This window comes from Delftia sp. Cs1-4 (assembly GCF_000214395.1).
Lineage (GTDB): Bacteria > Pseudomonadota > Gammaproteobacteria > Burkholderiales > Burkholderiaceae_C > Comamonas > Comamonas acidovorans.
Map to the genome: position 1 here is coordinate 5,126,791 of NC_015563.1, position 19,841 is coordinate 5,146,631.

Below are 19,841 nucleotides of genomic sequence, written 5' to 3' on the forward strand. Positions count from 1 at the left end.
CGCCCGAAGGCGGCCCTGGCGGCAGCAGGCAACCCGGCCTGCGCCGGGCGGCCTGGCGTCTGTCTTACTTGCTGTCCTGGCCCGGCACCTTGCCTTCCACGCCCTTGACGTAGAAGTTGATGCCCGTGAGGAACTTGTCCTCGGCCACGGCGTCGGCAGCCAGCAGTTCCTTGCCGTCCTGGCCTGCGATCGGGCCCTTCCAGATGTGGAAGGTGCCGTCCTTCAGGCCCTTCTTGACCTCTTCGATCTTCGCCTTGGCTTCGGCGGGCACGTCATCGGCCAGCGAGACGATGTCGATCGCGCCTTCCTTCACGCCCCACCAGGTCTGCTGGCTGCTCCACTTGCCGTCCAGCATCTCGCGAACGGTCTTGGTGTAGTAGGGCGTCCAGTTGATGATGGCCGAGCCCAGGTGGGCCTTGGGGCCGTAGGCCGTCATGTCGGAGTCCCAGCCGAAGGCGCGCTTGCCCTTTTCTTCGGCCGTCTTGAGCACGGCGGCGGAGTCGGTGTTCTGGAACAGGATGTCGGCGCCGCCGTTGATCAGTGAAGTCGCAGCCTCGGTTTCCTTCGGGGGTGCGAACCACTCGTTGACCCAGACCACCTTGGTCTTGATCTTGGGGTTCATGGACTGCGCGCCCAGCGTGAAGCTGTTGATGTTGCGCAGCACTTCGGGAATCGGCACGGAGCCGACCACGCCCAGCACATTGGACTTGGTCATGGAGCCCGCGATGATGCCGGCCAGGTAGGCGCCTTCGTAGGTGCGGCTGTCGTAGGTGCTGACGTTGGCGGCGGTCTTGTAGCCGGTGGCGTGCTCGAACTTCACATCGGGGAAGTCGGGAGCGATCTTCTGGATGGGCTCCATGTAGCCGAAGGTGGTGCCGAAGACCAGCTTGTTGCCGTTGGCGGCCATGTCGCGCAGCACGCGCTCGGCGTCGGCGCCCTCGGGCACGCTCTCCACATAGGAGGTCTTGATCTTGTCGCCGAATTCCTTCTCCAGCGCCAGGCGGCCCTGGTCGTGGGCAAAGGTGTAGCCGCCGTCACCGACGGGGCCCACGTAGGCGAAGGCGATCTTCAAAGGCTCGGTTGCAGCGGCAGCAGGGGCCTCGGCAACGGGAGCGGGCGCAGGCGCGGCCTCCTCCTTCTTGCCACAGCCGGCCAGCGCGGCGGCGGCCACGGCCGACAGCGCTGCCACCTTGATCAGGGAGCGTTTGTGAAGATCAGTCATCGAAGTTTCCTCAAGTGGTCCTGCGGCAGGCAGGAAGAAGGCGGTGTCCGCAGGGGCGCAGACCCGCCGCGATGGGTCCCGAGAATAAAGCAAGAATGGCGCCAGCCGGCTGCGCCAGAGCCACCAGGCATGCGGGAAAACCACATTTTGGGGGCTTTGCACAATCGTGGTGCATAGGGCGGACCCGTCTGGCGGATCGCGGCAGAAAAAAGGGCCCCGAAGGGCCCTTGGTGCATGGACTGCCGCCGGATCACTTGGCGCCCGGCACCTTGCCTTCGACGCCGTTGACGAAGAAGTTGATGCTGGTCATGAAGCCCAGATCGCCGACCTGGCCTGCCGTCAGCACTTCCTTGCCGGTGTTGTCCTTGATGGGGCCGGTCCAGACGGCGAAGCTGCCGTCCTTCAAGCCGTCGCGTGCCTTGGCGACCTTGTCCTTGATGTCCTGGGGCACGTCGTCGGCGATCTTCACGAGGTCGATGGCACCTTCCTTCACGCCCCACCAGAACGAGCCGCCCTGCCACTTGCCGTCCAGCGTGTCCTGGGTGACCTTGCTGTAGTAGGGCGTCCAGTCGATCACGGCCGAGCCCAGGTGGGCCTTGGGCGCGAAGGCGCTCATGTCGCCGTCCTTGCCGAAGGCGCGCGCACCGCGTTCCTCGGCCGTCTTGAGCACGGCCGGGGAGTTGGTGTTCTGGTAGAGCACGTCCACGCCGCCGTTGATCAGCGAGGTAGCGGCCTCGGACTCCTTGGGCGGGGCGAACCATTCGTTCACCCAGACCACCTTGGCCTTGATCGAGGGATCGACGCTTTGCGCACCCAGCACGAAGCTGTTGATGTTGCGCACCACTTCAGGGATCGGCACCGAGGCCACGACGCCGATGGTCTTGGTCTTGGTCATGCCGCCGGCCACGATGCCGGCAAGGTACGCGCCCTCGAAAGTCTTGGTGTCGTAGGTGGCCACGTTGTCGGCGTTCTTGTAGCCGGTGGCGTGCTCGAACTTCACATCCTTGAGGTCGGCCGCGACCTTCTGCACGAACTCCTGGTAGCCGAAGCTGGTCGCGAAGATCAGTTTGTTGCCCTGGCCGGCCATGTCGCGCATCACGCGCTCGGCGTCCGCGCTCTCGGGCACGCTTTCGACGAAGGAGGTTTCCACCTTGTCGCCGAACTTCTCCTGGATGGCCTTGCGGCCCAGCTCGTGCTGGAAGGTCCAGCCACCGTCGCCGATGGGGCTGACGTACATGAAGCCGATCTTGAGCTTCTCGGCCGGCGCCTGGGCGGCAGGCGCGGCATCGGGAGCAGGCGCTGCGGCCTCTTCCTTCTTGCCGCAGGCGGTCAGGGCCGCCACCGAGATGGCCGACAGGCCGATCATCTTCACAAGCGTGCTTTTCAGGCCAGGTTTCAGGGTGCGTTCGCGCAAAGCGGGCATGCGTTTGTCCTTTTGTGGTTCTGGAGGGAGAGAGAAAAAATGAAAGCGTCAGGAGCCCGGGTAGAAGGGCTTGCCCAGCGAGGCCGGCATGTTGGCACGGATCCAGGCCGGATTGCGCGAGATCAGCACCAGCACGACGATGGTCGCCAGGTAGGGCAGCATGGACAGCAGCTGGCTGGCCACCTGCACGCCCGTGGCCTGCAGGTGGAACTGCAGCATGGTCACGCCGCCGAACAGGTAGGCGCCCAGCAGCACGCGCGCAGGGCGCCAGGTGGCAAAGGTGGTCAGCGCCAGCGCGATCCAGCCCCGGCCCGACACCATGCCCTCCACCCACAGCGGCGTATAGACGGTGGAGATGTAGGCGCCGGCCAGCCCGCACATGGCGCCGCCGAACACCACGGCCGCCAGGCGGATGCGGCGCACCGGGTAGCCCAGCGCATGGGCCGACTGGGGCGACTCACCCACGGCGCGCAGCACCAGGCCGGCCCGCGTGCGGTAGAGGAACCAGACCAGGGCCGCCGCAATGACCACCGCCCCATAGACCAGCGGGTGCAGGCGGAACAGCGCCGTGCCGACCACGGGCAGGTCGGACAGCCAGGGCACGGCGAACTTGGGCAGCTCGGGCAGGCGCGCCTGCACATAGCCCAGGCCCAGGAAGGCCGAGAAGCCCGTGCCGAACAGCGACAGGGCCAGCCCCGTCGCGTACTGGTTGGTGTTCAGCCAGATCACCAGCACGCCGAAGATGGCGGCCAGCAGCGCGCCCGCGCCCATGCCGGCCAGAAAGCCCACGGTGGTGCTGCCCGTGTGGACCACGGCGGCAAAGCCCGCGATGGCGGCGCACAGCATCATGCCCTCGGCACCCAGGTTGACGATGCCGGCCTTTTCATTGATCAGCAGGCCCAGCGCGGCCAGCGCCAGCACGGTGCCGGCGCTGAGCGTGGAGCCCAGCAGCAGTGCATAGGATTCCATCAGCGGGCCTCCTTGACGGCAGGCGCCGCTGCGGGCGGGACCACGGGCGTGCGGGACACCCAGCGCACGCGGTAGGCCACCAGCGTGTCGCAGGCCAGCAGCGTGAACAGCAGCAGGCCCTGGAACACGCCGGTCAGCGCCTTGGGCAGGCCCAGGCGCGACTGGGCGAGTTCGCCCCCGATATAGAACATGCTCATGAGAATCGCGGAAAAGATCATGCCCACGGGATGCAGGCGGCCGACGAAGGCCACGATGATGGCGGCAAAGCCGTAGCCGGCCGGGACATAGGGCGTGAGCTGGCCCAGCGGGCCGGCCACTTCCAGCGCACCGGCCAGGCCGGCGGCGGCGCCCGAGATCAGCAGCGCCGTCCACAGCGCGCGGCGCGAGGAAAAGCCCGCGTAGCGCGCAGCAGCCGGGGCCAGGCCACCGACCTGCAGCGCAAAGCCGGCGCGGGTGCGGAACAGGAAGACCCACAGCATGGCCGCCGCAGCCAGCGCCAGCAGCAGGCCGATATTGGTGCGCATGCCCTGCATGAGCTTGGGGATCTGCGTGACGCGCTCGAAGGTCTTGGTCTGCGGGAAGTTGTAGCCCATGGGGTCCTTCCACGGCCCGTAGACCAGAAAGCCCAGCACCAGGGTGGCCACGTAGACCAGCATCAGGCTGACCAGGATTTCATTTGCATTGAAGCGGTCGCGCAGCAAGGCCACGATGCCGGCCCAGACCATGCCGCCGAGCATGCCGGCCACCAGGATAGCGGGCACGATCCACGGCCCCGTGGTCTTGTCCGCCAGCAGCGCCACGCCGCCTGCGGCCACGGCGCCGATCACGAACTGGCCTTCGGCACCGATGTTCCAGACATTGGAGCGAAAGCACACGGCCAGCCCCAGCGCGATCAGCAGCAGCGGCGTGGCCTTGACGGCCAGCTCGCCCAGCGCATAGGGGGACTTGACGGGGTCCCAGAAGAAGGCCTGCAGGCCGCGCACCGGGTCCTTGCCCAGCATCACGAACAGGCACACGCCGATCAGCACGGTGATGGCCAGCGCCAGCACGGGCGAACCGTAGGTCCACAGCTTCGAGGCCTGGGGGCGTTGCTCAAGCTTGAACATGGGCGCCTCCCCTGGCGGCATTCTGGGCGGCGTTCGGGGCGGCAGCACCGTCCCACAGGCCGCTCATCCACTCGCCGATCTGCTGCACGGTGGCATCGGCCCGCGCCACCGAGGGCGACAGCCGGCCCTTGGCCACCACATGCAGGCGGTCACATATTTCGAACAATTCGTCCAACTCCTCGCTGAGCACCAGCACGGCGCAGCCTTCGTCACGCAATTGCAGGATGGCGCCGCGGATCTGCGCGGCCGCCCCCACGTCCACCCCCCAGGTAGGCTGGGAGATGATGAGCAGCTTGGGCCTGGCATCGATCTCGCGGCCCACGATGAATTTCTGCAGGTTGCCGCCCGACAGCGACTGCGCCGCCGCGTTGGGGCCACCGGCCTTGACGTTGAAGCGCGCGATGATGGCGCGCGCCTGCTCCTGCAACTGGCCCATGCGGATCCAGCCGCCCGCGCCCAGCGCGGTCTTGCGCGTCAGCAGCAGGTTGTGCGCCAGGCCCATGCTGGGCACGGCGCCGCGGCCAAGACGCTCCTCCGGCACGAAGTGCAGGCCCAGCGCACGGCGCCGGCCGGGGCCCAGGCGCCCCGCCTCCCGGCCGGCAATCTGCACCATTTCGGGCGCTGCGCGCGTGTCCTCGCCGGATAGCGCATACAGCAATTCCTTCTGGCCATTGCCCGAGACACCGGCGATGCCCACGACTTCGCCCGCGCGCACATCGAGCTGGATGCCATGCAGGTCCACGCCGAAGGGCTCCGAGCGCGGCAGCGCCAGGCCCTGCACGCGCAGCACGCTGGCGCCGACCTGGGATTCGCGGTGCGTGAGCTCGGGCGGCTCCGAGCCGATCATCAGCTGCGACAGCGAGGCATTGCTCTCCACGGCCGGGTTGCACACGCCGGTCACCTGCCCGCCGCGCAGCACGGTACAGGCCGTGCACAGCGAACGGATCTCGTGCAGCTTGTGGCTGATGTAGAGGATGGAGCAGCCCTCGGACGCCAGGCGGCGCAGCACGACGAAGAGCTTTTCCACTGCCTGCGGCGTGAGCACCGAGGTGGGCTCGTCAAGAATGAGCACGCGCGGGTGCGTGAGCAGGGCGCGGATGATTTCCACGCGCTGCATCTCGCCCACGCTCAGCGTGTGCACGGGGCGGTGGGGATCGACCTCCAGCCCGTAGTCATGCGCCGTGGACTCGATGCGCTTCACCACCTCGGCCAGCGGCAGGCTCTTGTCCAGGCCCAGCCAGACGTTCTCGGCCACGGACAGCGTGTCGAACAGGCTGAAATGCTGGAACACCATGGCGATGCCCAGCTGGCGCGCCTCCTGCGGGTTGCGGATGTGGACCGGCTTGCCATCGACCTCGATGCGGCCTTCGTCGGGCTTGACGGCGCCGTAGATGATCTTCATCAGCGTGGACTTGCCGGCACCGTTCTCACCCAGGATGGCATGCACTTCGCCGGCGCCCACGGTCAGCGAAATACCGTTGTTGGCCACCACCGCCGGATAGCGCTTGGTGATGCCTGTCAGCTGCAGCCGGGGCGGTGCGGCGGCTGGCAGGGGGACTGTATCGGGGGGATTCATGGCTGGGATTGTCTTTCAATTTCTGCAACAAACTGGAACACAAGTCCTTGAAACCGCCTTGGCGGCCCTCATATCGACCACCACTTTGTCCACCAAAAAGGCGGTTCCTGCCGCCATCGCCTAGCGGGCACGGGACATCAGGGCCACATGCCGCACGGCGTCGCGCAGCCAGCGCGTGGAGGCGCCCATGTGCGTGCGGGCGTGCCACAGCTGGTAGTACACCAGCGGCGCGAACTCCACCGGGCAGGGCAGGATCACCAGGGGCAGGCGCTGGCTGAAGCGCTCGCAGAACAGCCGCCCCGTGGTCAGCACCAGCAAGCTGGTGGCCACGATGTCGGGGATCAGGCTGAAATGCGCGCAGCGCGCCGCCACCTGGCGCTGCAGGCCCATGCGGGACAGCTGGTCGTCGATCACGCCGCGCGCGCCCGGGTAGGTGGGCGTGGGCGCGATGTGCTCGGCCTCCAGCCACTGGGCCACGTCCCAGCCGCGGCGCACGGCCGGGTGCTGGGGGCTGACCAGGCAGACCACCTCGTCCTCGAACAGGCTGGCCATGTGCAGGCCCTGCGGCGGCTCGGGCCAGTTGCCGATCACCACGTCCACATCGCCCTGGGCCAGCTGCACCTCGTAGTGCGCGTCGCCGTTGAGGGCCAGGATGTCCACGGGGCAGCCGGGCGCCTCGGTCTTGAGATGGGCCACCAGGCGCGGCAGGAACAGCGGGTCCAGGTAGTCGCTGGCAGCGATGCGGAAGGTGCGCGTGGAGGTGCGGGGATCGAAATGCCGTGCATCGCTGAACAGGCCCTCGGCCGCGCGCAGGATGTCGGCGGCCGGCTGCACCATGCGCAGCCCGGCCTCGGTGGGCTGCATGTGCGCGCCCGAGCGCACCAGCAGCGAATCGCCGGCCAGGTCGCGCAGGCGCTTGAGCGCAGCGGACACCGCCGGCTGGTGCATCCCCAGGCGCAATGCGGCACGCGAGACGCTGCGCTCGGTCAGCACCGTGTGCAGCACCCGTATCAGGTGCAGATCAATCTTGTCGAACAGGGCCTGGTCGCGCATGTAGCGAAGCAATCAGCGAAAAAAAGAGCGGTCGCGCCGGGGACGCGCCGCAGGTCATGGGGAGCCCGCAGCGTAACCCAGCCATGACCCCCGCCAGCTAGATACAAGCACCAAGAATGCCCTGGGCAGGGGCGGTTAAACACTTGTGCACGCAGCACATGCAATATGCGAGCCAGTCGCCGGCAAACCATTGTCCAAACCTATACAGACTTGCAGACTGTTAGCGTGATTCAATGAAATCGCTTCAAAAGGAAGTGGATTGCAGGAGACAAGACGATGAAACAGCCAACCCCTTTTTCGGGCATGGTGGCCGCAGCCACGCTCGCCAGTGTGCTGACCGCCTGCGGCGGCAGCGGTGACTCAGGCCTGGGTGTCATCGAGATACGCAGCCTGTCAAACCGGGCCGACATGATCAGCGACGGCAATGCCTATATTGAAATTGTGCTGCCCAAGGGCAGCCCGCCCGGTGCGCTGAAGGTGGCGCTCAATGGCACGGATGTCACCGCCCGGTTCGCCCTGCGCGCCAATGGCCGGATTCTGGGCCGGGTCGAGGGATTGAAGGGGGGCGCCAACACCCTCACCGCCACGGCGGCCGGCAGCGCGAGGGCACGGCTGGACATCACCAACCATGGCCGGGGCGATCCCATCTTCGCCGGGCCGCAGACCGCGCCGTGGATCTGCGCCACGCGCAATGGCACGCAAGCCACCGTTTCCGTGCCGGGCACGGCACTTTCGGCGACCGTCACCACGCGCGTCAGCGGTCTGGATACCGATCCGGTGGATGTCCAGTGCAATACCAGGACCCAGTACACCTACTACTACATGCCCAAGGCCAGGCAAGGCAGCGCCTGCACGATGGGTCCGGCAGGCGCCACGCCCTGCCATGTGGCCTACGACCCATCGCAGCGCCCGGCCGACAGCGAGATCGCCGACTTCACCAACGACCGCGGAGATACGGTCAAGCACCTGCTGCGCATGGAAACTGGCGTCATGGGCCGCGGCACCTTCCAGATCCTGGCCTACCATGACCCCGCGCAGGCCTGGACGCCCTGGGAGCCGCAAAAGGGATGGAACGGCAAGGTGCTGTGGCGATTCGGCGCAGCCGCTTCCGGCAATCGCTTCCAGGAGTCGGCGGTCAACCTCCTCGACCAGTTCAGCGGCAGCCTGCCTTTCGACCCCAACGCGCTCGCGGCAGGCCACATGGTCGTGAAAGCCATGCTGACCAACCACCTGCACAACAACAACGAGTTGCTGGCCGCCGAGAACATGATGCGCATCAAGGAGCATCTGATCGAGAACTACGGCGAAGTGCGCTACACCATGGGCGACGGCGACTCGGGTGGCTCCATGATGCAGACAGTGATCGCCTCCGCCATGCCGGGTCTGCTGCAGGGCATACAGACGGGGCTGAGCTATCCCGATGCGGTATCCACCTGGATGGAAACACGCGACTGCGGCCTGCTGTCCAGCTACTACAGGACCGCCGCAGGACAGGCACTGAGCGACACCGCGAAGGCCGCCATCAATGGCCATCCGGCCAGCTACTGCGACAAATGGGTAGGGAGCTTCATCGCCCCCCAGAACCCCCGGCTGCCCGACAACTGCGGCGTGGGCTTTCCCGCCTCCATCGTCTACGACCCGCGCACACGCGGCCAGGGCGTGCGCTGCTCGATCCACGACATGCTGGTCCCGGTGTTCGGGACGTTCAAGGACACCGACGGCCACACCAAGCCGCAGCTGCCGTATGACAACACGGGCCTGCAGTACGGACTCAAGGCACTGCAGTCGGGCGCCATCGACGCGGAGGCTTTCGTGCAGCTCAACGAAGGCATCGGCAGCTACACCAACGACATGGACTGGACCGGCGGCACTGCGTCCCGGCCGGCAGCCCGCGAGCGCGCAGTGGCCAGCCTGCTGCCCAGGCTCTACAGCAGTGGCCTCACCAGCAACGGCAGGAACCTGTCCCAGGTGGCCATCATTGACCTGCGGCCCGAGGGCGGCAGCGACATCCACATGACCTGGCGCAGCCTGCAGCAACGCGCACGGCTGGATGCCGCCAACGGCCACCATGACAACCATGTGATCCGCGCCAGCAAGGGTATGGTCCCGCTGCTGATCGCCCCGGCCATGCGACGCGAGGCCTTTGTCATGATGGACCGCTGGCTGACCGCCGTGGAGCGCGACACCACCGGCGCTGCGCTGGCACAGAAAGTGGTGCGCAACAGGCCTTCGGATGTCAGGGATGGATGCATCGCCGCAACGGGAGCCGCCCCTTCGGATCTGGACAAAGTCCTGGCCCTGGACGACCCAGCCTGTCCCCTCAAGCCGACCCTGTCGCCACGCCAGGTGGCCGGAGGTCCGCTCGCGGAGGACATCTACCAGTGCCAGCTCAAGCCCCTTTCGTTCACCAGCCCGGAGTACGCCGGCATCACCTTCAGCCCGGCCCAGCAAAAGCGCCTTGCCGCAGTGTTTGCGGCGGGAGTGTGCGACTGGAGCCAGGCCGGAAGGGGCCAGAGCCAGGAGGCGGCCTTCCTGACCGATTTCAGTGCCGGCCCGGCGGGCACCAAGGCCGGGCCTGCGCCGGTCTCGCGCAACGATTGAGTTGCACCCTGCGCGAAGTCCCGCAGGCGTCCAGGGGCCGGTGATCAGGGTTTGCAGCGTGCCAATTCATGCAATGAAGCAGCAGACTTTCATTGAAGATTTGCATCAAGCACCATGCAGCCGCCCACGATCAACGCCGTCCTCAAGTCCGCGCCCTTTGCGCCCCACCTGAGCAGGGCCCACCTGCTCAGGTTGCGGCGGGAGGTGCTGTTGCGGCACATACCGGCCGGCACCCCGCTTTGCCACAAGACGCACCGGGCCGGCCACTGGGCCGGCGTCGTCCAGGGAGCGATCAAGATCCATGCGCTGTCGCCTACCGGGCGCAGCACCACGCTGGCCACCTTTACCCCGGGTTGCTGGTTCGGCGAGGGCACACTGCTCAAGCACGAATGCTGGCCGTTCGACGCAACGGCGATCGAGGATACGCTGGTGGCACTGATGCCGGCCAGCACCTTTCACTGGCTGCTGGAGCGCAGCCTCGGCTTCAACCGCTTCCTGCTGGACCAGCTCAATGCGCGCCTGGGCCAGTTCATCGGCCGCTGCGAGCATGCGCGGCTGCACCATTCCAGCCGCCATGTGGCGCACTGCATCTCGGAGCTGACCGATTCGAGGCTGTATCCGGACACCGGCAACCGGCACCTGGGCATGTCGCAGGAGGAGCTGGCCAGCCTGGCCGGCGTGTCGCGCCAGATCGTCAATCGCACCCTGGGGGAGCTGGAGGACATCGGAGCGGTCCGCGTCTCCTATGGCGCATTGACACTGATCGATCCCGAAGGACTGCGGCGCTTCAGCGAATCCTTCGAGTGAGGCTCGGCCCCGGCGCTCAGGCGGCCTCCAGCACCTCGACGCGGTTACGGCCCTTGCGCTTGGCCGCATAGCAGGCCATGTCGGCCGAGCGCAGCGCGCTGCTGACCGTGTGCTGGCGGGCATCGAGCACCACCATGCCGACGCTGGCGCCCATCAGGTAGCGCTGGCCCTCGTGCGCGCCCTCCCAGTCCTGCACGGCCATGCACAGGCTTTGCGCCAGCAGCATGCCCTGCTCCGCCGAGGTGCCCGCCAGCAGCACGGCGAATTCATCACCGCCCAGGCGCGCCACCCAGCCCAGCGGCCGGACCACGCTGTCGATCAGCCGGGCCATGTGGCACAGCACCTCGTCGCCGGCCGCATGGCCGCCCTGCTGGTTGACGTGGGCGAAGTGGTCCAGGTCCAGGAACAGGATCACGCCATGCTGCTGCAGGCCGACGGTCTCCTCCTCTGCCTCTTGCGCCTCTTGCGCCTCCTCGATCGTGGCGACGGCGGTGTTGTCGCTCTGCTGCAGGGCGGATTCACCCTGCTGCAGCGCCTCGGCCGGCAGGCGCTGGGCGGCACTGCATTCCTGCAGCCATTCATGCAGGCGCATGGCAAAGGCCTCGCGGTTGGGCAGCAGGGTCAGCGGATCGTGCATGGCCTTCCAGCCCGGCTGCTCGCGCACCAGTCGCTGCATGGTCACGTCCTCGACCACCCAGACCAGGGTGGGGTCTGCCGGCACCACGGCGCGCGGCTCCAGGCCGCGCTGCAGGCGCTGCAGGCTCTGGCCGTGCAGGCGCACCCAGATGGGGCGGCCGTCCTTGCGGACAAAGCACTGCTCGCTGTCGAACTGGCCGTACATGTCCAGGTCCTTGCGCACGCGCTCCAGCAATTGGATGTGCGCCGCGTCGGAGGCGCACAGCTGGCGTATCGCCTGCCCCTGCAGCTCGCGCGGCGGGTAGCCGAGCATGCGCGCGGCCTGCAGGCCCACCAGCTCCAGATGCGCCGACCGCGTGACCACCAGGCCCACGGGCGCGTAGTCCATCAGCGTCTGCAGCTGCAGTTGCAACCGGCCGACCTCGTGCGCCTGCTCCTGCCCCATCTGCCCCAGGCGATGCAGGGCCTGCCACAGCGTGGAGGCTTCGCCCCAGGCATGGGTCCAGGGCATGCGCCAGCCGCCTTCCTCGGCATGGCCCGGCTCGGGTTCGGGCGCGGGATCGGGCTCCTCGGCCATCAGCCTGCCCTGGCTCGCCAGCCATTGGCGTGCAGTGCGGTGCAGGGCCGCCATGGGTTCGGTGACCAGGATCAGCAGCAGGACCAGCAGGCCAGCGACACCGGCCACGGCGGCCAGCAGCCACCACAGCACGCGCGGCGCCAGGCCGGGTGCGATGGCTTCCTCGGGGGTGATCCTGACCACCAGCCACTGCGGCAGCGGCATGCCTGCCGTCGTCACCAGGTAGCCCGCGCGCCGCTGGGTGTCGGGGCCCACCTGCACTGCGCCGGCCGCGGGGTCCTGCAGCCAGTCCGCACCCAGGCCGGGCTCGGCCTCGGCGCGCGCCGACCAGCGCGAGGGGTCGGAGTGGGCCAGGATCTGCCCGTCACGCTGCATGACCAGCAGGCGCCCGCCGGAGCGCGAGGGATCGATGCTGGGCGGCAGCAGTGCCTGGGCGGACATGCGCACGCCGGCCGACAGCACGCCGCTGACCGTGCCGTTGCCAGTGCGCAGCGGCACGGCGTACAGCAACTCCATCATTCCGGGATCAGCCCCCTTGCGCACCATGGTGGAGACCACGGGCCGGCCATCGGCCAGGCTGCGCCGCATCACGTCGCGCACGCCTTCGTCCAGATCGACCAGGGGCTCGGAACGGCCGCCGCGCAGGCTGAGCTGCAGCTGGCCACGCGCGTCCGCCAGTTGCAGGGTGTCGAACAGCCGCACGGATGCGTCTCCGCGCAGCATCTCGCCCATCAGCCGGCTCGGGTCGCTGCCCTGGTCGGCAATGCCCTGGGCCAGCACCCACAGCAGGCGCTGCTGCTGCTCCAGCCGCGCGGCCAGCATGCGCGCCACGGTATCGACCTCGTCGGCCTGCCGGGCCATGGCGCGCTCCAGTGTCTGCTGGCGCATGTTGTGCGAGACCCACCAGGCACTGCCAAGGCCCGCCAGCAGCACGGCCGCAGCGGCCAGCGCCAGCACCGTGCAGCGCATGGCGCCCCAGCCTGTGGCCGCGCGCGGCCGCGAGGGTGAATCCGGCAGCTGCGGAGCATCCTGGGATGCCAGCAGTGCCTGGAAAAAGGGAGATCGGCGGGCGTCCAGTGACATGACGCCATCAATATATGCAGGCCCGAAAGCCGTCCCACTGGGTGGAACCCGCGAACCAGTGGATACCCCGCCCCACAAGGCCCGGCGCTTGCAGGCCGGCACCCGTCAGCGGCGTGGGAATCAGCCTACTGCGAGCACTTCGAGGGCCGCCGGCTTGGGCAGATCGATGACATTGCCCCGGCCCGCGATGAGCCCGTGCTCACGCAACTGGCGCAGCACGCGCGAGAAGGTCTCGGGCGCAATGCCGAGCTGGGCGGCGATCAGCCGCTTGCGCAGGTGCAGCGTCACGCGCAGGCCGCCAGCCTCGTGCGGCATGGCATGGCGCAGCAGCCACTGGGCGCAGCGCGCCTCGGCGTCCTTGGACAGGCGGCTCACCGCCAGCTCGGTCTGCGCGCAGTAGGCCTGGGCCATGTCCTGCAGCAGTTGCTGGGCGGGCGAAGGCAGCTGCGAGACGGCCTTCAGGAAGTCGGCCTGGGGAAGTTGCTGCACGCGGACATCGCTGTCGGCCAGCATGTCCAGGCTGCTGCCGCGCCGCTGCAGCACAAAGGCGGCGTCCAGCCAGGCCGGCCCCTCCACGACACCGAGCTGGTGGCGCATCTGCCCACCCTGGCCTATGCCCAGGAGCACGCGACCGCGCTCCAGATACATCACCGTATCCGGCGACTGCCGACGCAGCCTGAGCCAGGTACCCGCGGCCAACACCTGGGCGGAACCCGGCGCGAAGGCGAAAGCTTGCAAGGAAGACAGGGCGAACATGCATGCAACTTTGCCGGCTTTGCTCCCGCCGCGTTTTGAGCCATGTCAATCCGCCGCCAGCACACCGGTCCGCAGGCGGCATACTTGTCACAAGAATGTCACCAATGAAACGTAATGTATCCAACTGAAAAGTTGAGCCCATGATCGATCCCCAGATGCTCGCCAGCCTGCCCGCTGCCGCGGCCGTGCTGTCCACCGCCGTGCGGTCAGGCGCAGGCCCCGTGGCGCAGCTCATGCGCGCGGGCGGCCTGTACTGCGTCTTCCAGCCGCTGGCCGATCTGCGCAGCGGCAGCATCTACGCGCATGAGGCGCTGATCCGCGGCCCCCAGGGAACGCCGCTGCACACGCCCGACGCCCTGCTCAAGGGGGCGGCGGCCGAGGGCATTCTTCGGGAATTCGAGCTGCTGGCGGTCTGCGTGGCGCTGCAGGACTGGGGCCGGCAGAGTGCGCCGGGCCGGCTGTTCGTCAACCTCAGCGCCCAGGCGCTGGTGCAGGCCGTGGGGGTCTGCGGCCCCGGCATGGTCGGGGACACGGTGCGCAGCTTCGGCGTGCAGGCCCGCTCCCTGGTGGTGGAGATCACCGAACACGACCATGTGACCGACCTGCCCGCCGTCTGCGCCGCCGTGAAGGCCGTGCATGCCACGGGCGCGCGCCTGGCGCTCGATGACTTTGGCGACGGCCGATCCAGCCTGCGCCTGTGGTCCGAGGCCAAGCCCGACTTCGTCAAGATCGACAAGTACTTCATCCACCAGATCGAGCAGCGCCCGGCCACGCTGCAGCTGCTGCAGGCCATCAAGGGCATTGCCGAGGTCTTCGGCACCACGCTGATCGCCGAAGGCATAGAGACCGAGGACGAGCTGCGCACCCTGCGCGACCTGGGCATTCCGTATGGCCAGGGCTGGCTGCTGGGCCGCCCTGCCGAAACCGCCCAGCCCCAGATCAGCACGCAGGCGCGCAGCGTGGCCCAGGACCCGCGCGTGGCCGTGCTGCCCCACCAGGGACACAGCGCGCGCCCGGGGGTGCTGCGCAATCTGATGGTGATGCAGGCGCCCTGCGTGGTGCCTGCGGCCAGCAACGACGAGGTGGCCGAGCTGTTCCAGGCCGGCCAGCAGTTGCATGCCATTGCCGTCGTGGAGGCCGGCCGGCCGCTGGCGCTCATCAACCGCCAGCAGTTCATGAACCACTACGCCACGCTGTACTTCCGCGAAGTGCACGGGCGCAAGCCCTGCCTGGCCTTTGCCAACGTGCAGCCGCGCATCGTGGAGCTCGATTGCGATGTGGACCAGCTCGTGGGCATCCTGACCTCGCAGGACCAGCGCTACCTGAGCGACGGCTTCATCGTCACCGACAACGGCCGCTATGTGGGCCTGGGCACGGGCGAGCAGCTGGTGCGCCGCGTGACCGAGGCCCGCATCGAGGCCGCGCGCCACGCCAACCCGCTGACCTTCCTGCCCGGCAACATCCCCATCAGCCTGCACATGCAGCGACTGCTGGACAGCGGCGCCGGCTTCGTGGCCTGCTACGCCGACCTCAACCACTTCAAGCCCTTCAACGACCACTACGGCTACTGGCGCGGCGACCAGATGATCCGCCTGGTGGCGCGGCTGGCCGTGGCGCACTGCGATGCGCGGCGCGACTTCGTGGGCCATGTGGGCGGGGACGACTTCATGCTGCTGCTGCAAAGCGAGGACTGGCAGCGGCGCTGCGAAGGCATTGTGGGCGCCTTCGCCAGCGAGGCGCGCCAGCTGTTCGACGACCAGGCGCGCGAGGCCGGAGGCATCTGGGCCGAGGACCGCCACGGCATCCGGCGATTCTTTGCCTGCACTACGCTGTCCATCGGCGTGGTGCGCGTCACGCCGGGCAGCGTGCTGGCACCCGAGGACATCGCCAACCTCGCGGCCCTGGCCAAGCAGCAGGCCAAGGCACAAAGCCTGCCGGGGCGCGGCGCCATCGCGCTGCACACGCCGCGCGATGAAGCGCGGCGCCCGGCCCTGCACGGCACCGCAGCGGCCTGGCCTGCCTGAAACAGAAAGCCCGCAGGCTCTTGCGAGGCTGCGGGCTGGTGGCTGGCCGCCGAACGCTGACAGCAAACGCCGACAGCGTCTGGGCGCGGCCCAGCGATCAATTCACCGATGCACCAGACTCGTACCAGCGCTTGACCATGCTGCGCTCGTCATCGTTCAGGGCACCCGGATTGCCAAAGGGCATCTTGCGCAGTTGCACCACCTGCTGGTAGATCTGCTGGGCGTGGGCCTTGACCTGCTCGGGCGAGTCCAGGCGCACATTCTTTTGCTGCAGGGCGGCACCGTGGCAGACCACGCAATGCTGCTGGAAGAAGGGCGCCATCTGGGCGTAGCCCACGGCGCCGTCGGCGGCGGGAGCAGCGGTCGCAACGGGTGCAGCGGCCGCAACGGGTGCAGCAGCTTCGGCACCGGGCGCCGCCGTCGCAGCGGGCTCGGCACCAGCAGGCGCCTGCACGGCGGCGGGAGCCGGTGCGGGGGCTGCGGCAGGCGCAGACACAGGGGCGGCGGCAGGCGCCGGTGCAGGCTTGAGCCAGACGGCCGTGCCGATAAGCACCAGCACGCCAACCAGAGCGTAGGGCCAGGGATGGGCATTGCGGCCCAGCTTGAAGCCGTGGCGCATCACGAAGAACTGGCGGATGGCAGCGCCCGCGAACATCATCAGGATCAGCACCAGCCAGTTCAGCTCATGGCTGTACAGCCAGCCGTAGTGGTTGGACAGCATGGCGAACAGCACCGGCAACGTGAAGTACGTGTTGTGCACGCTGCGCTGCTTGCCGCGCTTGCCGTGGATGGGGTCCACGGGCTGGCCTTCCTTCAGGGCCTTCACCACCGTGCGCTGGCCGGGGATGATCCAGAAGAACACGTTGGCGCTCATCGAGGTCGCCAGCATGGCGCCCATCAGCAGGAAGGCGGCCTGGCCCGGGAAGATGTGGCAGGCCAGGAAGGCCGCAATGCACACCAGCACCAGCACCATGGCGCCCACCGTGGCGTCGCCGTTCTTCTTCTGGCCGAAGACGCGGCAGATGCCGTCGTACAGCAGCCAGAACACGACCAGGAAGGCCAGGGCCGAGGCAATGGCCGCAGCCGAGCCCATGGCGTTGGGATCGGCCGGATTGACGAGGTAGATCTTGGCGTTCCACAGATACGACACCGTCAGCAGCGCAAAGCCGCTGAGCCAGGTGGTGTAGCTTTCCCAGTAGAACCAGTGCAGGTGGTCCGGCAGCTTGGGCGGGGAGACATTGAACTTGACGGGGTGGTAGAACCCACCGCCGTGCACGGCCCAGAGTTCGCCGCTGACGCCCTGCTTCTTGAGGTCATCATCGACAGGCGGCGTCAGGCTGCTGTCGAGGAAGACGAAATAGAAGGAGGAACCGACCCAGGCGATGGCCGTAATGACGTGGAGCCACCGCAACAGCAGGTTGGCCCAGTCGAGAATGTAGCTTTCCATAGCTCTCAACCTTGGCAGCGTGGGGGCCGCCGGTGTTCAACCTGCTCACCACTGCGGGCGCTCTGAGCAGAAGAAAAAGGCCGCGCACCCGGTAGATATACCGCCGGTGCACCGCTGCGACCATTTCGTAGACACAAAGTGTATGCAATTTTTCGACAGCCAGCCGGCTTGCGCGACATCAATTCACTAGAGATTTCCCTGATTCTGCGCAGGCGCGGCGCTGCGCCGCTGCAGCAGCTGCGCCGCCACGGCCACCGCGATCACCTCAGGCTCCTTGCCCTTGATGCCGGGCACGCCGATGGGGCAGGTCACATGGTCCAGCTCCGCATCGCTGAAGCCGCGCTCGCGCAGCCTGCGCCGGAAGGTGGCCCATTTGGTGGCGCTGCCGATCAGGCCCACATAGGGCAGGTCGCCGTGCTGGCGCTGGCGGCTCAGGCATTGGGCGACCACCTCCAGGTCCTCGGCATGGCTGAAGCTCATGATCAGCACCTGGGAGCCGGCGGGCAGGTCGGCCACGGCGGACTGCACGGGATCGGAGTACTCACACTGCACGAGCTCGTGCTCCTCCTCGGGGAAGACCGAATCGCGGCTGTCCACCCACATCACGCGGTAGGGAAGATTGCACAGCAGGCGCACCAGCGCATGGCCGACGTGGCCTGCGCCGAACAGCGCCACGCAGTCGCGCGGCGGCTGCAGCCGCTCGCGCAGCATGTCCATGCGGCCCTGGGGCACCAGCACGAACCTCAGCATCACCACGCCGCCGCAGCACTGGCCCAGGCTGGGGCCCAGCGGATAGCGATGCTGGTGCTCGGCAAGGGCGGGACCGGCCTGCCCAGGCTGTCCGGGCAATCCGGCCTGAAGGGCAGCGTCGCGCAGCAGGCTGCGCGCGCGGTCGATGGCGTCGAACTCCAGGTGCCCGCCGCCAATGGTGCCGGCCACGCGGTCGGCAAACACGGCCATCCAGGCGCCGCGCTCGCGCGGCACCGAGCCGCGCGACTCCATCACCTCGACCCAGCACAGCGGCCCCTGCGCAAGGCCCTGCTCGACTTTCTTGAACGTGTCACTCCACATGGGCGCACCTGACAGCCCGTCGTGGCGCCTGCGGGCTTCGTTGGAATTTGTTGCGGGATTTTCCGCTGCGGCACTTGAGTTTTGCGCTCCGACTGCCGGTGCCGCAGCGTTTCAGGATACGCTCGCAATCATGCCCGATTCCCCCGATTCCTCTCAGCACAGTTGCGTGCAAAAGCCACGTTCCGGCCGTCCCTGGCTGTGGGCGGGACTGATGGCCGCCATTGCCTCCCTGGTCACGGCCTGCAAGTCGCCACCCGGCCCCGGCCCGCGCCCCGACGAGGCCACATCCAGCGCACAGTTGCAGTACCGCAAGGTGGCGGCCAATCATCTGTACACGCGCAATGCCGAGCGCATCTACAAGGGCAAGTTGCCGCCCATGCTCTACGCGATCGGCGTGCTGCAGGTGCAGATCGACCGCAACGGCCAGGTCCAGCGCCTGCACTGGATGCGCGCGCCCAGCCATGCCCCCGAAGTGGTGAGCGAGATCGAGCGCCTGGTGCGCGCCGCCGCGCCCTTCCCCGCCCCGGCCGGCGCCGCCCGCATCACCTATACCGATACCTGGCTCTGGGACAAGTCCGGCCGCTTCCAGCTCGACACGCTGACCGAAGGCCAGCTCTGAGCTTCAGCACGGTTCAGGCAGATTCACGCGGCTGGCCGTCGGCAAAGCTCCTGGCGCTTCTGAGCAGGCAGGTCACGGCATACAGCACCAGGTCCTCCGGGGCATCGTCGTTCACGCGGTCGATGACCTCGATGGCATAGCCCAGGTCCTGCGACATCTGCGGCAGCACGCCTGCCGCACGGTCGCCGGCCTGCAGGCTGGCCACCGCCTGGTCAGCGCTGGCGTGGTAGCCGCGCAGCAAATCACGCGCGGCACACACCATGGCCGAGTCGGCGCGCTCTGCATGCAGCTCCAGCACGCCCAGGGCCGCGCCCATGTGGCACAGCGCATCGACCGCCAGTACCTCCTGGTGCTGTGGTGAGTATCTTCGGTGGCTGCGGCCCGATGGGTTGACTGTCTTCATGGCTCCCCTTGCGCGGGACCGTGCTGGTCCCGAAGCAACAATACCTTTCAGGTCCCTTGCAGTCAATACCTTTCCGGTCCATGATTGCCGGCGATGAAACAGACCGATCCTCAGTACAAGCTGCGCCTGCCGCAGGAACTCAAGGACCTCGTCGAGGAGGCAGCCAAGCGCACCGGCCGTTCCATGAACGCCGAAGTCGTGGCCCGGCTGCAGACCACGTTCGAGGCCCCTCTGCTCGGCCGCCTGTCGGCCGCGACGGACCCTGCGCTGGAATGCGAGGAGCCCGTGAGCATCTACGACATCAAGATGAGCGCCGAAGCCGTGGAGCGCATCGAAAAGCGCCTCGAACGCATAGAGCAGGCCGTGCTCCCGCCCGCTGCGCCGGGCAGCGCCAATGAAGACGGCGCCGCTGGCGCCGACTGAGACAACCGCACAAAGAAAAAACCGGCCCGCAGGCCGGTTTCGTTC

Annotated in this window: 16 protein-coding genes; 5 read left to right on the plus strand and 11 right to left on the minus strand. The window is 67.8% G+C overall.

Annotated elements, in window-relative coordinates; all coding sequences use genetic code 11:
• Positions 1-64: 64 nt before the first annotated feature.
• The 6 genes from DELCS14_RS22465 to DELCS14_RS22490 all read right to left on the minus strand — a co-directional run bounded on the left by DELCS14_RS22465 (position 65) and on the right by DELCS14_RS22490 (position 7,349).
• Positions 65-1,222, minus strand: coding sequence for a BMP family ABC transporter substrate-binding protein (locus DELCS14_RS22465; protein WP_012204065.1), 1,158 nt, complete (start codon positions 1,220-1,222; stop codon positions 65-67).
• Positions 1,223-1,472: 250 nt separating this feature from the next.
• On the minus strand, positions 1,473-2,645 hold the full coding sequence (locus DELCS14_RS22470; RefSeq protein WP_013803691.1) for a BMP family ABC transporter substrate-binding protein: 1,173 nt from the start codon (positions 2,643-2,645) through the stop codon (positions 1,473-1,475).
• 48 nt (positions 2,646-2,693) lie between these two features.
• Positions 2,694-3,614, minus strand: a complete 921-nt coding sequence (locus DELCS14_RS22475) for an ABC transporter permease (protein ID WP_013803692.1) — start codon at positions 3,612-3,614, stop codon at positions 2,694-2,696.
• Positions 3,614-4,720, minus strand: coding sequence for an ABC transporter permease (locus DELCS14_RS22480; protein WP_013803693.1), 1,107 nt, complete (start codon positions 4,718-4,720; stop codon positions 3,614-3,616). The genes DELCS14_RS22475 and DELCS14_RS22480 overlap by 1 nt, the downstream gene beginning before the upstream one ends.
• A complete protein-coding gene (locus DELCS14_RS22485; protein ID WP_013803694.1) occupies positions 4,707-6,296 on the minus strand; it encodes an ABC transporter ATP-binding protein in 1,590 nt (529 codons plus the stop codon). Before DELCS14_RS22485 ends, DELCS14_RS22480 begins: the two co-directional genes overlap by 14 nt.
• A gap of 120 nt (positions 6,297-6,416) precedes the next feature.
• Positions 6,417-7,349, minus strand: coding sequence for a LysR family transcriptional regulator (locus tag DELCS14_RS22490; RefSeq protein ID WP_012204057.1), 933 nt, complete (start codon positions 7,347-7,349; stop codon positions 6,417-6,419).
• A gap of 276 nt (positions 7,350-7,625) precedes the next feature.
• On the opposite strand from DELCS14_RS22490, the gene DELCS14_RS22495 reads away from it, so the two are divergent.
• A complete protein-coding gene (locus DELCS14_RS22495; RefSeq protein WP_013803695.1) occupies positions 7,626-9,950 on the plus strand; it encodes a DUF6351 family protein in 2,325 nt (774 codons plus the stop codon).
• Between the two features lie 114 nt (positions 9,951-10,064).
• Positions 10,065-10,757: a Crp/Fnr family transcriptional regulator gene (locus DELCS14_RS22500; protein WP_013803696.1), complete on the plus strand. Its 693-nt coding sequence runs from the start codon at positions 10,065-10,067 to the stop codon at positions 10,755-10,757.
• Positions 10,758-10,773: 16 nt separating this feature from the next.
• Here DELCS14_RS22500 and DELCS14_RS22505 read toward each other — a convergent pair whose 3' ends face one another.
• Together DELCS14_RS22505 and DELCS14_RS22510 are read right to left on the minus strand one after the other, a co-directional pair.
• Positions 10,774-13,053 (minus strand): diguanylate cyclase, encoded by a 2,280-nt coding sequence (locus DELCS14_RS22505; protein ID WP_043796433.1) that lies wholly within the window; start codon positions 13,051-13,053, stop codon positions 10,774-10,776.
• A 120-nt stretch (positions 13,054-13,173) separates the two neighbouring features.
• A complete protein-coding gene (locus tag DELCS14_RS22510) occupies positions 13,174-13,809 on the minus strand; it encodes a Crp/Fnr family transcriptional regulator (protein ID WP_013803698.1) in 636 nt (211 codons plus the stop codon).
• Positions 13,810-13,949: 140 nt separating this feature from the next.
• On the opposite strand from DELCS14_RS22510, the gene DELCS14_RS22515 reads away from it, so the two are divergent.
• Positions 13,950-15,833 carry a phosphodiesterase gene (locus DELCS14_RS22515; RefSeq protein WP_013803699.1) on the plus strand — a complete coding sequence of 628 codons (1,884 nt, stop codon included), beginning with the start codon at positions 13,950-13,952 and terminating at the stop codon, positions 15,831-15,833.
• Between the two features lie 97 nt (positions 15,834-15,930).
• Here the strand turns inward: DELCS14_RS22515 and DELCS14_RS22520 are convergent, their stop codons facing one another.
• Together DELCS14_RS22520 and xdhC are read right to left on the minus strand one after the other, a co-directional pair.
• Positions 15,931-17,280 (minus strand): urate hydroxylase PuuD, encoded by a 1,350-nt coding sequence (locus DELCS14_RS22520; RefSeq protein WP_013803700.1) that lies wholly within the window; start codon positions 17,278-17,280, stop codon positions 15,931-15,933.
• Between the two features lie 186 nt (positions 17,281-17,466).
• Positions 17,467-18,351: a xanthine dehydrogenase accessory protein XdhC gene (xdhC, locus tag DELCS14_RS22525; protein ID WP_013803701.1), complete on the minus strand. Its 885-nt coding sequence runs from the start codon at positions 18,349-18,351 to the stop codon at positions 17,467-17,469.
• A 130-nt stretch (positions 18,352-18,481) separates the two neighbouring features.
• Between xdhC and DELCS14_RS22530 the strand changes: the two genes are divergently transcribed.
• Positions 18,482-18,970, plus strand: coding sequence for a hypothetical protein (locus DELCS14_RS22530; RefSeq protein ID WP_013803702.1), 489 nt, complete (start codon positions 18,482-18,484; stop codon positions 18,968-18,970).
• Between the two features lie 13 nt (positions 18,971-18,983).
• Here DELCS14_RS22530 and DELCS14_RS22535 read toward each other — a convergent pair whose 3' ends face one another.
• Positions 18,984-19,373, minus strand: a complete 390-nt coding sequence (locus tag DELCS14_RS22535; protein ID WP_013803703.1) for a hypothetical protein — start codon at positions 19,371-19,373, stop codon at positions 18,984-18,986.
• 93 nt (positions 19,374-19,466) lie between these two features.
• Here DELCS14_RS22535 and DELCS14_RS22540 point away from each other — a divergent pair, with 93 nt between their 5' ends.
• Positions 19,467-19,796, plus strand: coding sequence for an Arc family DNA-binding protein (locus DELCS14_RS22540; RefSeq protein WP_012204047.1), 330 nt, complete (start codon positions 19,467-19,469; stop codon positions 19,794-19,796).
• Positions 19,797-19,841: the final 45 nt, after the last annotated feature.

Bases quoted from the DNA above. Each gene is read 5' to 3' on its own strand.
- DELCS14_RS22535 (WP_013803703.1), bottom strand. From the start codon at position 19,373: ATGAAGACAGTCAACCCATCGGGCCGCAGCCACCGAAGATACTCACCA.
- DELCS14_RS22490 (WP_012204057.1), bottom strand. From the start codon at position 7,349: ATGCGCGACCAGGCCCTGTTCGACAAGATTGATCTGCACCTGATACGG.
- DELCS14_RS22515 (WP_013803699.1), top strand. From the start codon at position 13,950: ATGATCGATCCCCAGATGCTCGCCAGCCTGCCCGCTGCCGCGGCCGTG.
- DELCS14_RS22465 (WP_012204065.1), bottom strand. From the start codon at position 1,222: ATGACTGATCTTCACAAACGCTCCCTGATCAAGGTGGCAGCGCTGTCG.
- DELCS14_RS22470 (WP_013803691.1), bottom strand. From the start codon at position 2,645: ATGCCCGCTTTGCGCGAACGCACCCTGAAACCTGGCCTGAAAAGCACG.
- DELCS14_RS22500 (WP_013803696.1), top strand. From the start codon at position 10,065: ATGCAGCCGCCCACGATCAACGCCGTCCTCAAGTCCGCGCCCTTTGCG.
- DELCS14_RS22540 (WP_012204047.1), top strand. From the start codon at position 19,467: ATGAAACAGACCGATCCTCAGTACAAGCTGCGCCTGCCGCAGGAACTC.
- DELCS14_RS22530 (WP_013803702.1), top strand. From the start codon at position 18,482: ATGCCCGATTCCCCCGATTCCTCTCAGCACAGTTGCGTGCAAAAGCCA.
- xdhC (WP_013803701.1), bottom strand. From the start codon at position 18,351: ATGTGGAGTGACACGTTCAAGAAAGTCGAGCAGGGCCTTGCGCAGGGG.
- DELCS14_RS22480 (WP_013803693.1), bottom strand. From the start codon at position 4,720: ATGTTCAAGCTTGAGCAACGCCCCCAGGCCTCGAAGCTGTGGACCTAC.
- DELCS14_RS22495 (WP_013803695.1), top strand. From the start codon at position 7,626: ATGAAACAGCCAACCCCTTTTTCGGGCATGGTGGCCGCAGCCACGCTC.
- DELCS14_RS22520 (WP_013803700.1), bottom strand. From the start codon at position 17,280: ATGGAAAGCTACATTCTCGACTGGGCCAACCTGCTGTTGCGGTGGCTC.
- DELCS14_RS22505 (WP_043796433.1), bottom strand. From the start codon at position 13,053: ATGTCACTGGACGCCCGCCGATCTCCCTTTTTCCAGGCACTGCTGGCA.
- DELCS14_RS22475 (WP_013803692.1), bottom strand. From the start codon at position 3,614: ATGGAATCCTATGCACTGCTGCTGGGCTCCACGCTCAGCGCCGGCACC.
- DELCS14_RS22485 (WP_013803694.1), bottom strand. From the start codon at position 6,296: ATGAATCCCCCCGATACAGTCCCCCTGCCAGCCGCCGCACCGCCCCGG.
- DELCS14_RS22510 (WP_013803698.1), bottom strand. From the start codon at position 13,809: ATGTTCGCCCTGTCTTCCTTGCAAGCTTTCGCCTTCGCGCCGGGTTCC.